The organism is Burkholderia aenigmatica (assembly GCF_902499175.1).
Classification (GTDB): domain Bacteria; phylum Pseudomonadota; class Gammaproteobacteria; order Burkholderiales; family Burkholderiaceae; genus Burkholderia; species Burkholderia aenigmatica.
This window is the reverse complement of the sequence record NZ_CABVQC010000081.1, coordinates 1-13,225: the sequence shown is the minus strand read 5'-3', so window position 1 is coordinate 13,225 and position 13,225 is coordinate 1. Positions and strand designations below refer to the sequence as shown.

At 64.2% G+C, this 13,225-nt stretch carries 15 protein-coding genes and 1 tRNA gene; 10 read left to right on the top strand and 6 right to left on the bottom strand.

The window, feature by feature from the left end:
- Positions 1–98: 98 nt before the first annotated feature.
- Both egtD and egtB read right to left on the bottom strand, forming a co-directional pair.
- Positions 99–1,112 (bottom strand): L-histidine N(alpha)-methyltransferase, encoded by a 1,014-nt coding sequence (egtD, locus tag BDO18943_RS36875; protein WP_175026071.1) that lies wholly within the window; start codon positions 1,110–1,112, stop codon positions 99–101.
- A complete protein-coding gene (egtB, locus tag BDO18943_RS36870; protein WP_175026070.1) occupies positions 1,096–2,319 on the bottom strand; it encodes an ergothioneine biosynthesis protein EgtB in 1,224 nt (407 codons plus the stop codon). Before egtB ends, egtD begins: the two co-directional genes overlap by 17 nt.
- Before the next feature lie 551 nt (positions 2,320–2,870).
- Between egtB and BDO18943_RS36865 the strand changes: the two genes are divergently transcribed.
- On the top strand, positions 2,871–3,347 hold the full coding sequence (locus BDO18943_RS36865; RefSeq protein WP_175026069.1) for a carboxymuconolactone decarboxylase family protein: 477 nt from the start codon (positions 2,871–2,873) through the stop codon (positions 3,345–3,347).
- Positions 3,347–4,228 carry a sigma-70 family RNA polymerase sigma factor gene (locus BDO18943_RS36860; RefSeq protein WP_175026068.1) on the top strand — a complete coding sequence of 294 codons (882 nt, stop codon included), beginning with the start codon at positions 3,347–3,349 and terminating at the stop codon, positions 4,226–4,228. Before BDO18943_RS36865 ends, BDO18943_RS36860 begins: the two co-directional genes overlap by 1 nt.
- A gap of 89 nt (positions 4,229–4,317) precedes the next feature.
- Here BDO18943_RS36860 and BDO18943_RS36855 read toward each other — a convergent pair whose 3' ends face one another.
- Both BDO18943_RS36855 and BDO18943_RS36850 read right to left on the bottom strand, forming a co-directional pair.
- Entirely contained in the window at positions 4,318–4,821 is a 504-nt protein-coding gene (locus BDO18943_RS36855) for a DUF2628 domain-containing protein (RefSeq protein WP_175026067.1), read from the bottom strand.
- A gap of 319 nt (positions 4,822–5,140) precedes the next feature.
- A tRNA-Val gene (locus BDO18943_RS36850) sits at positions 5,141–5,217 on the bottom strand.
- Between the two features lie 585 nt (positions 5,218–5,802).
- Here BDO18943_RS36850 and BDO18943_RS36845 point away from each other — a divergent pair.
- The 6 genes from BDO18943_RS36845 to BDO18943_RS36820 are packed head-to-tail and all read left to right on the top strand — an operon-like array spanning position 5,803 to position 8,826.
- The gene (locus BDO18943_RS36845) at positions 5,803–6,057 is read left to right on the top strand and encodes a hypothetical protein (protein ID WP_175026066.1); all 255 of its coding nucleotides are present in this window, start codon (positions 5,803–5,805) and stop codon (positions 6,055–6,057) included.
- Between the two features lie 25 nt (positions 6,058–6,082).
- Positions 6,083–6,394, top strand: coding sequence for an immunity 53 family protein (locus BDO18943_RS36840; protein WP_175026065.1), 312 nt, complete (start codon positions 6,083–6,085; stop codon positions 6,392–6,394).
- Entirely contained in the window at positions 6,391–6,729 is a 339-nt protein-coding gene (locus BDO18943_RS36835) for a hypothetical protein (RefSeq protein WP_175026064.1), read from the top strand. Before BDO18943_RS36840 ends, BDO18943_RS36835 begins: the two co-directional genes overlap by 4 nt.
- Positions 6,726–7,544: a hypothetical protein gene (locus tag BDO18943_RS36830; RefSeq protein ID WP_175026063.1), complete on the top strand. Its 819-nt coding sequence runs from the start codon at positions 6,726–6,728 to the stop codon at positions 7,542–7,544. The genes BDO18943_RS36835 and BDO18943_RS36830 overlap by 4 nt, the downstream gene beginning before the upstream one ends.
- A gap of 37 nt (positions 7,545–7,581) precedes the next feature.
- Positions 7,582–8,493, top strand: coding sequence for an Imm72 family immunity protein (locus tag BDO18943_RS36825; RefSeq protein WP_175026062.1), 912 nt, complete (start codon positions 7,582–7,584; stop codon positions 8,491–8,493).
- A gap of 15 nt (positions 8,494–8,508) precedes the next feature.
- A complete protein-coding gene (locus BDO18943_RS36820) occupies positions 8,509–8,826 on the top strand; it encodes a hypothetical protein (RefSeq protein WP_175026061.1) in 318 nt (105 codons plus the stop codon).
- Positions 8,827–9,640: 814 nt separating this feature from the next.
- Here the strand turns inward: BDO18943_RS36820 and BDO18943_RS36815 are convergent.
- Together BDO18943_RS36815 and BDO18943_RS36810 are read right to left on the bottom strand one after the other, a co-directional pair.
- Positions 9,641–10,399 (bottom strand): anti-sigma factor family protein, encoded by a 759-nt coding sequence (locus BDO18943_RS36815; protein WP_175026060.1) that lies wholly within the window; start codon positions 10,397–10,399, stop codon positions 9,641–9,643.
- A complete protein-coding gene (locus BDO18943_RS36810) occupies positions 10,396–10,917 on the bottom strand; it encodes a sigma-70 family RNA polymerase sigma factor (protein ID WP_175026059.1) in 522 nt (173 codons plus the stop codon). Before BDO18943_RS36810 ends, BDO18943_RS36815 begins: the two co-directional genes overlap by 4 nt.
- A gap of 157 nt (positions 10,918–11,074) precedes the next feature.
- Here BDO18943_RS36810 and BDO18943_RS36805 point away from each other — a divergent pair, with 157 nt between their 5' ends.
- Positions 11,075–12,169, top strand: coding sequence for a catalase family peroxidase (locus BDO18943_RS36805; protein ID WP_175026058.1), 1,095 nt, complete (start codon positions 11,075–11,077; stop codon positions 12,167–12,169).
- Positions 12,169–12,699, top strand: a complete 531-nt coding sequence (locus BDO18943_RS36800; protein ID WP_175026057.1) for a cytochrome b — start codon at positions 12,169–12,171, stop codon at positions 12,697–12,699. Before BDO18943_RS36805 ends, BDO18943_RS36800 begins: the two co-directional genes overlap by 1 nt.
- The last annotated feature ends 526 nt before the right edge of the window (positions 12,700–13,225 follow it).

Genomic DNA, 13,225 nt, shown 5'->3' with positions numbered 1-13,225 from the left:
CGGCACGAAGCCGCACGATCTGTACGCGCCGGCGTGTGCTCGAATGCGCCGAAAGCAAACCGCCCGCATCGTACGCGAGCGGTCCGCAAGCGCACGCGTCACGCGCGGATATCGTCGACGCTGCGCAGCCAGTGCACGCTGAACAGGTTGTCCGCGTCGGTCCACACGGTATCGGGCTCGAATCCTGCGCGGCGCGCGATCGCATGGAAGCCGTCGATCGTGAACTTGTGCGAATTCTCCGTGTGGATGCGTTCGCCTGCGTCGAAGCGGAATGCGTGGCCGCGCACGTGCACGGTCTGCGCGATGTCGCTGACGAGATGCATCTCGATGCGCTGCCGCGTGCTGTCGTAGAACGCGCAGTGCGAGAACGCGTCGACGTCGAAATCCGCGCCGAGCTCGGCGTTCGCGCGCACCAGCAGGTTCAGGTTGAACTGCGCGGTCACGCCCTGCGCATCGTTGTACGCGTCGTGCAGCGTGCGCGCGTCCTTCACCAGATCGGCGCCGACCAGCAAGCCGCCGCCACGCAGCAACCGCGCGGCATCGCGCAGGAACGCATCGGCTTCTTCCGGCGAGAAGTTGCCGATCGTCGAACCGGGAAAGAAGCCGATGCGCCGCGCCGGTGTCGCGGTCAGCTCGGCCAGTTGCTCGGCCTTCGTGTAGTCGGCCGCGATCGGCGCGACGTCGAGCCACGGATACGCGGCACGCAGCCGCGCGGCGGCATCGTGCAGGTAGTCGGCCGAGATATCGACCGGCACGTAGCGCGCCGGCGCGTTCGCATAGTTGCCCGCGAACGCGTCGAGCAGCACGCGGATCTTCTCGAGCGAGCCCGCGCCGAACTCGACGAGTTCCGCATGCGGGCCGACACGCCGCACGATCTCGGCCGCGCGATCGCGCAGGATGCCGAGCTCGGTGCGCGTCGGGTAATACTCGGGCAACTCGCAGATGCGGTCGAACAACGTGGAGCCGGCCGCATCGTAGAAGTATTTCGGCGGAATGCTGCGCGGCGTACACGACAGTCCGTCGATCAGGTCGCGCTCGAACGCGCTCGGCCGCGAATCGCGGGCGGGTTGCTGGCCACCGCTCGTGGCCGTCTGGTCAGACGTCTCGCGCAAGTCGCACTCCCGTGAATTGCCAGCGCGCGGCCGGCGGAAAGAAATTGCGGTACGTCGGCCGTTCGTGCCCGGGCGGCGTCGCGATGCTGCTGCCGCGCAGGACTTGCTGGCCGACCATGAACTTGCCGTTGTATTCGGCCGCGACACCCGCGAGCGGCCGAAAGCCCGGATACGGCTCGTAGGACGAGCGCGTCCATTGCCACACGTGCCCGAGCATTTGCCGGATGCCTTCGGCGGGGAACGCGGCTTCCCATTCGAATTCGGTCGGCAGGCGTGCGCCGGCCCATTCCGCATACGCGGCCGCTTCGTAGAAGCTCACGTGACACACCGGCGCGTCGGGTGCGAGCGGCTCGACGCCGTGCAGGCCGAACGTGCGCCGCACGCGCGTGGCGGCCGCATCGTCGTCGTCGGGCATCCAGTACGCGGGCCCTTGCCACCCTTCCCGCTGCACCGTGGCCCAGCCGTCCGACAGCCAGAACTCGGGGCGTGTGTAGCCGCCGTCGGCGACGAACGCCGCGAATTCCGCATTCGTCACCAGGCGGTTCGCGATCTCGTACGGCCGCACGAGCGCCGTATGGCGCGGCCGTTCGTTGTCGAACGAGAACGCATCGCCGTCGTGGCCGATCTCGACGAGCCCGCCCGGCTGGTGCAGCCAGTGCTGCGCGCCGGCGTCGCCCGCGGCCATTGCACCCGCGTCCGTCCCGTTGCGCGGCCGGAACGCCGGCTTCAGCGGGTTGCACGAGAACGCGTGCAGCATGTCGGTGACGATCAGCTCCTGGTGCTGCTGCTCGTGATGCAGGCCGAGCACGACCTCGGGCGCGATCGTCTCGAGCAGCGCCGGATCGGCACCGGCCAGTGCGCGCAGCATTGCATCGTCGACGGACTGCCGGTACGCATGCACTTCGTCGAGCGACGGACGTGTGAGCAGCCCGCGTTGCGGCCGCGGATGCCGCGGGCCGAGCGCTTCGTAATAGGAATTGAAGAGGAACTGGAAGGCCGCGTCGAACGGCGCGTAGCCGGGCACGCGACGCATCAGCACGACGGTTTCGAAGAACCAGGTCGTATGCGCGAGGTGCCATTTCGTCGGACTGGCGTCGGGCATCGACTGCACGGCCTGGTCTTCGGCGGAGAGCGTCGCGGTCAACGCGACGCTATGCGCGCGCACGTCCTGGTAACGGCGCTGAAGCTGTGATGCAAGGAGGCTCATCGGTTTACCGTCCACGTCGCGATTCGCTGCGTTGCGTTGCCGGAAAAAGGAAAGCCTTGCGCGTGATGCGCGCGGCTGACGTGCGACCTGCTGCTGCGTCGTCGGGCAGCCGGCGCGCGCGCCGGGCCGCACATGCGGCGTCACTTCATCTGCCCGTGCAGAACAGTATGGGCTAGAAATGTGAATGCTGCTGATCGAGATGCGGACGAAACGGCAGCGAAATGTAAATGTAAGTAACCGATCACCTGTCAATTGCTGACATCAGCGCATATCGAGGTGCGGGCGTCGCCCGTTGCGATCGACGCACGCCGCGGGCCGTTCACGCGGCGGCGATCGTCACCATGACGTGAACGCGGAATCGTCTGACCTGCACGGGCGCACGAAGCATGCTCGCCGCATTTTTCGCGTTCGACGCGCACCCTGCCCGCCCTTGCCCGGCGGCCTTTCGCATCGGTCCGCTCGCCGGCTTCGAAAAATTTTTTGCGCCGATGTCACACCCGCGGGGGGCTCGCTCGTCATATCACCGGAACCCACATGAAAGGAGAAGGACCATGACTGCGAAACTCAATCCGTTTGCCGCCGCGCCCGCCCTGATGAAGAACTGGATGACCATTTCGGTCGCCGCCGCGCAGAGCCTCGAGCCGACGCTCATCGAGCTGGTCAAGATCCGCGCGTCGCAGATCAACGCGTGCGCGAACTGCATTAACATGCACACGGCCGAGGCACGCGAGCAAGGCGAGACCGAGCAGCGCATCTACCTGCTGTCCGCGTGGCGCGAAGCGCCCTGCTACACCGACCGCGAGCGCGCGGCGCTCGGCTGGACCGACGCACTCACGCGGCTGTCGGAGAGCCACGCAGCGCACGAAGCAGCCTACGCGGCGTTGAACGACCACTTCAGCCAGGAGGAACAGGTGAAACTCACGCTGATGATCAACGTGATCAACGGCTGGAACCGTCTCGCGGTCGGCTTCGGGCTGTGGATCGATCCGGCCGACGCGAAGGCCGCCGCCGCGAAGATGGTGGCCTGATGCCGAACCTCGACCCGGCCAAGGGCAGCGTCGAAGAACGGGCCGATGCGGCCGCGAGCTTCGACCCGCTGCGCCGCACGCTGATCCGCGTCGCGTACCGGATGCTCGGTTCCGTCGCGGATGCCGAGGACATGGTGCAGGAGGCATTTATCCGCTGGATGGACGTCGACCGCACCGAGGTGCGCGTACCGGAAGCGTTCCTGCGCCGCATGGTGATGCGCATGTGCCTCGACCAGCTGAAGTCCGCGCGGCACCAGCGCGAGACCTATGTCGGCCCGTGGCTGCCCGAGCCGGTCGTCGAGGAAGATGAACAGGAAGACGTCACGCTGCCGCTGCTGCTCGCGCTCGAACGGCTCTCGCCGCTCGAACGCGCGGCGTTCCTGCTGCACGATGTGTTCGGTGTCGAGTTCGACGAAGTGGCCACGACGATCCAGCGCGACCCGGCCGCATGCCGGCAGCTCGCCGCGCGGGCCCGCACGCATGTGCGCGAGGCGCGGCCACGTTTCCATGTCGAGAAGCAGCGCGGGATCGAATTGGCGGAAGCGTTTTTCGCGGCGTCGCGCAGCGGCGACATGCGCGCGCTCGGCGCGATGCTCGCCGAGGACGTGAGCCTGCATTCGGACGGCGGCGGCAAGCGCACGGCCGCGGGCAAGCCGGTGTTCGGCTTCGAGCGCGTGATGAAGGTGCACGAGCATCTGGCCGAGCTGTTCGCCACGCATGCATCGAAGCTCGTGCGCGCGGGCTTCATCAACGGGCTGCCGGGCATCGTCACGCTGGAGTCCGACGGCGAGCTGCAGACCACGGCGCTCGAGATCGAGGACGGCAAGATCGTCGCGATCTATGTCGTGCGGAATCCTGACAAGTTGAAGCATCTGCACTGAGTGCGTCGGGTGTGCCGTGCGCACGCGCGGCCGCGATGCCCCCTTTCCCCGTCCTGCCGCCCTGCCTGACCAGCCGCCGGTTCCTGCGATCAATACGTCCCGGCCTCCATGTAGATCAGGATGCCGAGTAACGGCGTTGCCACCGCGAAACCGGCCGCCGCGAGCCAGTTCGTGCCGCCCTGCGCTTCGAGCAGCGCGAGAAACGATTCGCGCGACGTCGCGTTCGGGCGCAGCTTCTCGATCTGACGTTCGACGTGCGTCTTGTAGAGGCTGTTCCCGTACCAGCCGAGCGACACCGCGATCCCGATCGTGACCGGGTCGAGCGTGCTCGATTCGAAGTATTTCGGGAAGAACAGCAGCTCGACCAGCGTGATCGAGAGCGACGCGCCAAGGACGGCTGCCGCCTGCCAGTACATGGATCGATACGCCATCCAGACCGGGCCCAGGAAACAGGCTGCCCAGTTCCATGACAGCCGGTTCTTCCGCGACGCGGCGATCTCCCATTTCCGCTCGAACCAGGCAGCTCTCTTGCCGACGTAAGCGGCGATTTCGTCGTTGCTCGCGGACGATGTGGCGGTCGTAACGTCGGACATGGTCGTGTGCTCTCAGTCGCGCGGCTCGCGCGTCGTTGTTTTGATGCGGTTCGGAAGCGGTGAAGATCGAACGGCGTACGAAGCAGCCGCTTCGGTCGCACACGATTCTACCTGCCGTGCAGCGTCCGTCGTATGGCAAGTCGAGGTGTCGGTGAGGCAGGATGCGATGCCGGGGATCGCGCAACGCATCGGGGCGGCATGCGTTGTTTCGGACGGAAAAAGAAAAACGCCACGCGATGTTGCCGCGTGGCGTTTGTATGTTGGCGAGCCGCATTGCCTGTAGGCAAGTTGTGCTGCCAGACCCCTTCATTTTGTTCGTTGGTAGGCTCGATTGGATTCGAACCAACGACCCCCACCATGTCAAGGTGGTGCTCTAACCAACTGAGCTACGAGCCTAAGAAGCCGCGAATTATAGAGAGCGTTTTTAAGGAGCGCAAGCCCTTTCGTGAAAATTTTTTGAATCGGGGTGCGCGGGGGCCAACGATCGATGCTGACTCGCGATGCCGGGATCGCTGGCTTCAGCTGTTCGCATCACAGCAAAACGCGTCGATGTGCTGTGGGGTTATCCACATTGGCCTCTGGATAACCGTCCGATAAGCCTCTGGATTCACAGTGGAACGATTGAGGATATGTCGCCGCAGCTGTGAATCGACGAAAAGTTGTTCTGTGCTCCACGAAGCTGTTCACGTGCCACACCCAAGGTTATGCATCCAGCTTCCGGTCGAGAATTCATGGGGTTAGGGACGTTATCCACTGTGAGGCACAGGGTTTGTTAACTATCACTACGTATGTATACGAACTCTGTTAACACCTTTGGATAAGCACAGTCCGTCGACTGTGATCCGTGCAGGATATGCACTGCGTGCAGCGATCGGATAAACGAAACGGCAAGCTGTGAGGGCATCGGACGATGCGCGAGCCGCTGTGTCTGTAGAATCGCCGGCATTCAGGATGCGAGGGTCTGGCGCACAGGCTCACGACATGAGCGATTCTTCGTTGACCCGGCTCGACGCACTCGAGATCGATGCCGTCGTACACCGGTTGCAGCAACACCCGGGCGACATCGTGTTCGAGCAACGCGTGTCGATGCCGGAAGCCGATGTCCTGTGTTGCCGCTACAAAGGCGAGCGATTCAACGTGAAGTTCGATCTCGACTACGGGGTGTCCGTCGATCGCGTCGGGAGGCTGTCTCGCCGGGACATCGAAGAGATCGTCAGATGGCTCACCACGATGTGAGCCGGATGATGAGGGGCACAGGCACATGATTGATTCACTGACTGCGCTGCAGCGCTGGTACGCATCGCGCTGCGATGGCGTGTGGGAACACGCGCACGGCATCGAGATCGCCTCGCTCGACAATCCGGGATGGATGGTGAAGCTCAGCGGCGCGTCGTCCGGCAAGGCGCTCGATCTGGCGATCGAGCGCGACGAGTCGGACTGGATATCCGTTCGCGCGACCCATGCCGAATTCGCCGGCTATGGCGGCCCGGGCAAGTTGCCCGAGCTGCTGGCGCTCGCGGTCGAGTGGATCGACGGGAGCGCGACGAATGACGAAGGGCGAAGCGATCGATGAAGGCGCCTGTCAATGAGATGGTGGTGACGGATATTGCCGGCCACGTTGCGGTGGTCGTGACCGACGTGGAGTCTTCCGCCCATGCGCTGGTCCGGTTGGGCTTCGCCCGGCAAACCGATCGCTGGGAACGCGCGATCGCAGACGATGACGTCCGCCGGGCACTCGTGGCCGCGCTCGTCGAGCTCGATGCGCTGTTCTCCGCGGGCCGCGACTGGAGCCCGCAGGCGCTCGTCGAGTATTACCGGGAGATCGGCGTCGTTCGCAGCGCGTACCGTTCGATCGCATGGCGCGGGCCGGGGCAGACCATCATCGAACGCCACGAATGTGGCGTGTGATCGATCGACGTTTTCCGCGACGCGATGAAACCGAAGAAAGAGCAGGGCGACGCGAGCGGCGCTCGCAATGGGAGCAGGTAATGGGACCGAGGGTCTGCCATCGGCACGGCTACGATTCGATGGCGACAACGTCGACGGATGTTGCCGAACGCATCAGGGTGCGCGGACAGTGTCTGCCCGGCGAACTCGTGAAGGTCTCGCTCGACCGGCCGAGATACAGCTGGGAGATGTGGATGCTGCGCGCCGAGCTCGACGCGTACGAGGTCGATGCGACCTTTGTCGATCGGGTCGCACACGTGAAGGCATTTCCGAAGATCGCGGCGCTGGAGCGCTTGCGCGCGTATGTGTGTCTGGCGTGCCTGGACGAACTGCTGGTGCGCTCCGGCGAGACACCGCATAAACCGACGACGAAGGAGCAGGCGTTCGATACATCCATCGTCGCGGCGAATGCGAAATGGCCTCGCCAATACGCGCGATGCGAGCTTCACGGCTTGATCCGTCCGACGCGGGCCTCACCGGATATCGAAACCGCGATTCTGACGATCGACGTGATCCGCGATTGTCACGTCGTGCGGGTGATCGATGCCAGGGGGAAGCATGAATCCTCGTATTGGTTTGACGAAGCGTTTTTGCGCAAGGTGCTCGGGCCGGATATCGACATCGTTGAATCGACGTTTCGGATCGACGATCAGGCCACGTTCACAACGCTGTGGGACGCCGGTGAGTACGTGTGTCCGGTGTGTCTGCGAGAGGTGTTGAAACGCAGCGGCCTGGGCAACGACCAAACCGACGTGAACGCAACGGCGCAATCATGATGGACAGACAACCGGCACCGTTGCGCGAGGATCAAGGATGACGGACACGATCTGGCAGGACGACCCGACTGACCGCCTGACGGACGACGCGGCGCGGCGCAAGATTTTCTGGCTGCTTCAACGCGTGAGCAGCCTGTCGCTCTGGACGCGCAAGCGCGACGCGTTTGCGCGATTCGCGAACGCGTACGAGCATGCCGTGAACACGTGGCCCGATGGCGATCCGGAGGCGATTCAGGACACCCACTTTCCGGCCATCGCCGACATTCTCGCGGTTTACGATCGAGGGTTGACCGAGTTGGCCCGAGGGAACCGGCGTGTCTGGAAGAGCAATGGGCCTTTCGAGGACGTGTTCTGGAAATATCACCATCTGAACGCGTATTTCTACCCTAACCCCGATTACTGGGATCGCGGTGGGCAGATTGCCCCATACCCGCCGAAGATCGACGCGCTGGCCCAACTGCTGCACGCATCGGAATACCAGATGGACCATGCGCCGTTCGACCCGGGCAATCGATTCGGCGATATGGCAAAGCTGCGTTCGGCCAATCTCCTGCTGTCCCCGGATGCCTATGGGCACGGCTTCTACACGCTTCCGTATCCGGTGTTTCCGGCGGATCTGCCCGAGGTTCCGCAAGCCGTGGGCCCGGTGATCAAGACCGGCCAGAAAGTGCCGTGCGATGGCATCTGGGAGCCAGTCGTCTTCGAGTGGTCGAAGCGACCGGGTATCCTGCCGATCATCAAGCGCAGTGCGCGCAACGACGGTTGCTTCAATTATTTCATTCGAGGCGTTCGAGCGCCGCACGTCAGGGATGATCTCAGGGGATTGTTCATCCGGGCGCGCTGGCGATTGTTATGGGAAGACCGGCGTTACGTGGACGGCGTCGTCCCCGACGAATCGCAGTATTTCCTGGAGCCGCAACAGGTGCCGCAGACGAGCGCGTGCCCGTGATATTCGGAGAACACCATGAGTAAGCTGAATTTCGGCACGGTCGATCGATGTTCCGTTCGGCTCAATACCGCGACGCTGCTCGGCCTGAAGGCCGCCTATGAGGATTTTGCGAAGACCGGGCAGGACCTGCGCAACTTCGAGATCTGCGTCGAGGATGAAAGTGCCGCCAGAGTCGATCCGAAGCCCGAGGACGCCGTCATCAGCGTGACGTTCTCGGCGAAGATGCCGCCCGGCATGCGCGGGCTCGGTAACGCGAGTCCGCTCGGGACGTCGATCAAATATGTCGTTTCTCCGGAAACCGGCGAGATCCTCAGGGTTTATCTGACCAAGTGACTTCGGAGGCGGTGAAGGGGGCCGCCTTCGTATGTGGATAACCGCGATACCAAACGACGAGGAACGCTGTGCAAGCAAGCGGTGAGCATGCATCCGGATCGCAAGCCGGGCGCGGATCCGGGCGAATTCTGACCGTGACACGCCGATCCGAGTGCGCAAGTGCACGACTGGACGGCGGGCTACCGGTTCTACGACGTGGGCACATGCGGAATGTGCATCGCGTTTCATGCGCCTGCCGGCGGCTACGTGTGGACAACCCGCACACCCAATCAGTCGAATCGCTGTGCGCCGAACGGGTGAGTGCCGTGCATTCGACCACATGAATCGGCCCGAACGCCTTGTCTGGCAAGGTCTTTCCGGAATGGAACCGATGATGCGGAAAGCTTTTGCGTGATTCGTCGTGATGGAATGCCTTGTGGATATCGAGAAGTCAAAGCACTCGAAGGCCTGTGCATTCGGCGAGTGAGGGTAATCGAATTCGGAGCAGGTGTTCGCGCTATCTCACGGGTTGTGGATATCGCACGCCAAAGCAACCCGAAACGCTGTGCAGACCGAAGGTGGGCAAGCTGATCGATGACCGCGCGCGGTGCCGCCACGATCGATGTGGATATTCAGTTCCATGGCGACTCGAAACCCTGTGACCTCAAAGGGTGAGGGCACCGAAGGCGCGCCGGTGTGGACAACCGGCCGGGAAAGTCAGTCGAAACGCTGTGCAGGCGAACAGTGAGCGTGAGCACGCTCAAGCCAGCGAAGCCGCCTCGTTTGAGGCATTGGCGGCCACTGAGGGCCGCCAGCAGGGCGCGCATTGTACCGCTCAAGTCTGCTGATCGAGCGCCTGCACGACCGCTTTCTCCGCGAGGCTCCCGGCTGGCCCGACCACTGCATAGTTGAGCCCGTTCACCGACCCATACCGTGCCAGCAGCGTGCCGTCCACGCGTTGCCCGGCAGGTAGCAGCCGATGTACCGATTCCGCCGGCCGCAGATAAAAGCTCAGCGTTCGCCCAGCTGGATCCTCATAGAGCACCATTGCAGCCGTGGCCCCGCTGTCCGTCGTGAACAACCGTCCGCCGACCGGCCTGAACCCCGCCGCGCTCAAATCCGGCAGCTTCGCCGATGCGCCTACGCGCCGGGTGAGCCACCCCTGCAAATCTCCCGCACCTGTCGGCCGGTAATCGACCTTCGCCGTCTGATCGACCACCATCATCCGGTAGGCCTCGACCGCATCGCTCATCGGCGCGATGGGCGGCGGCGCGTTCCACCCGCGCGCTTGCCACCCGCCCAACGTCCCCAGCCCGACGCAGAACACGAACGAAGCCGCCATCGCGAACCGCATCCGCGTGCGTTCCATGCGCCGACCACGAATTGCCGCCGGATCCAGTGCAGGGTTATCCGCCGGCATCCGCACGCTCTCGAGCGCGGCCCGCAGCCGCTGCGCATCCTGCTGCCATTGCTTCACCTGTTCCGCGCGCTCCGGATGCAGCGCGAGATAGCGCTCGACCGCGGCGCGTGCATCGTCGTCGAGCTGGTCGTCGACGTAGGCCTGAAGGTCGTGTTCGTTCGGAGGCGTGTTCATTTCTTCATCAACCGGAGAGAAGGAGCGGGAAGCTCGCCGTCGCTGAGCTGGCGCAGCGTCTGGCGCGCGCGGGAGAGCCGCGACATCACGGTGCCGATCGGCACGTCGAGCAGGCTGGCGACTTCCTGATAGGTGAAGCCCTCGACCGCGACGAGCAGCAGCAGGCTGCGCTGCTCGTCCGAGAGCTGGCCGAATGCCTCGAGCGTCGCGCGCGCCGCGAATTCTCGTTCGGCGGACGGCCAGTGCGCTTCGTCGTCGTCGCGGATGCGACCGAGCAGCCACGCGTAGCGCTTCGCGCTGCGTTTGCCGTCGAGAAACTGCCGATACAGGATCGTGAAGAGCCAGCTGCGCAATGACGCGTCGTCGCGGCGGCTTGTCCAGCGCGACAGCGCGCGCTCGAGCGTCGACTGGACGAGATCGTCGGCCGCGTGGACGTCGCGCGCGAGCCAGAGCGCGAAGCGTCGCAGCCTGGGAATGAGTTCGCGCAGCGCGTCGTCGTCGAGGGCGGTGGAGGGCATGGCCGGGCCGGTTGCCGAATGGGTCGAGATGCTGCGTAGGACGCCGGTCGGCGCCGCTTATTCCACCAGCATAGGAAAAAATTTTTCGTGGAATAAAGCGGCGGGGGCGGCGTCCTACGCGGGTTCGACAATGACCTGACGGTCGGGAGCACATTCAATGGAGCGATCTTCTTCCTCTTCTTCGCCGCAGCGCGAGCCCGGGCGCGGCGGGTGGCGCTGGGCCGCGATCGGCGGCGCGGTGGCCGGCGTGGCCGTGGCGTTCGGGTACGTCGGCGCGTGGTTCGCGCCGGCGCGTCTGACCCCGCACCGGATCGTCGATGCGTTGCAGACGGCCGGCGGCGGTGTTCATCCGGGTTTCCGGCGCAATCACGCGAAGGGCGTATGCGTGACCGGCTACTTCGAAGGCAACGGCGCCGCGAGCGCGTATTCGGTCGCGCCGTTCTTCAAGGCGGTGCGCACGCCGGTGGTCGGGCGCTTCGCTTTGCCGGGCGGGAATCCGTATGCGCCGGACAGCAGCGTGCCGATCCGCAGCCTCGCGTTGAAGCTCACCGCGCCGGACGGCGAGCAATGGCGCACCGGGATGAACGCGATGCCCGTGTTTCCGGTCGCGACGCCGCAGGCGTTCTACGCGCAATTGCTGGCGACCCGGCCCGATCCGAAGACGGGCAAGCCCGATCCGGCGAAGGTGAAGGCGTTTTTCGGCGCACACCCGGAGACGGGGGCGTTCCGCGAATGGGTGAAGGGTGCGAAGCCGAGCGCGAGCTACGTCACCGAAAGTTATTACGGATTGAACGCGTTCTACTTCGTCGATGCGGCCGGCAAGCGCCAGGCGGTGCGGTGGCGTGTCGTGCCGGAGCAGACGGCCGGCGCCGGCGACGTCGCGACGGCCGCGGATCCGAACGTGCTGCAGCAGGACGTGACGCAGCGCATCGCGGCCGGTGCGCAGAAGTGGAAGCTGCTGGTCGCGCTGGCGGAGCCTGGCGATCCGGTGGACGACGCGACGAAGGTCTGGCCCGCGCAGCGCACGACGATCGATGCGGGCACGCTCGTGCTCGACCGCGTGGAGGCGCAGGACAGCGGGCCGTGCCGCGATGTGAATTACGACCCGACGGTGCTGCCGCAGGGGATTCAGGTGTCGGGGGATCCGTTGCTGGCGGCGCGGTCGGCGGCCTATGCGGATTCGTATCTGCGCAGGACGAGTGAAGAGGCCGGCGTGGCAGGCGTGGCCCGGTTGAGTGCGGAGGGACGGTGATGAAGGCTTCTACTACGTTTGGTGTGCCGGCGCGGGTGCTGCACTGGGTGATGGCCGCAATGATCATCGCGATGCTGTTCATCGGGGTGGGGATGGTGGCGTCGGTTTCGGAGCGGCATGCGGTCTTGGTGGCGATTCACAAGCCGCTGGGCATCGCCGTGCTGGTGCTCGTGTGCGTGCGGATCGTGGTGCGGGTTCTGTCGAAGCCGCCGGCATTGCCGGAGGATCTGCCGTGGTGGCAGAAGGTTGCCGCGCACGGGTCGCATCTCGTGCTGTATGCGCTGATGCTCGCGATGCCGCTGATCGGTTGGGCGATGCTGTCGGCGGGCGGGTATCCGGTGACGCTGGGCGGTGGTGTGCAGCTGCCGGCGATCGTGGCGGCGGATCCGGTGACGTTCGCGTGGCTCCGGGTCGCGCATCGGGTGCTGGCGTATCTGTTCTTCGCGACGTTCCTCGCGCACTTTGCCGCTGCGCTGTATCACGGGCTGATTCGGCGCGACGGCGTGGTGAGGGCGATGGTGGGGCGGTGAGCGACGGAGGGTTGCGCTTCCGATGCGGCGGGGCTGTTTCCGGGCGACCGAGACGGTTCCTGCCGTGTCGCTTATATATGACCATTGGAGAGGTTCAGCGACCCCCGGGACCGCATGTCAAAATAATTTCACAAAAGGGGTTGCGGAGATGGAAGCTGGTGCTTAGAATCACGCCTCTTTCGCGCTAACGGAAACGCAGCGCGGGGGGAAGAAGGGAAGCGGTGCTGTTGAAGTCGGATTTATCGACTCCAGTGCACACGAAATTAAACCGCAGTCGTCGCAACGAAGTAGTTAAAAAAGTTGTTGACGAGTTTGAAAAAACGGTTGATAATCTCGCTTCTCTGCTGCTGAAAACGCAGCGCTGCTGAGAAACACGAAGTTCCTCGCAGAATGCTCTTTAAAAATTAACAGCCGATAAGTGTGGGCGCTTGATGGAAGCGAGCTGATCCTCGGATCAGATAGCGAAAGTATCAAGAGTCTCACACTAAAGTAAGTCAGGTTTATGAAGTGATTCATATTCCTGTCA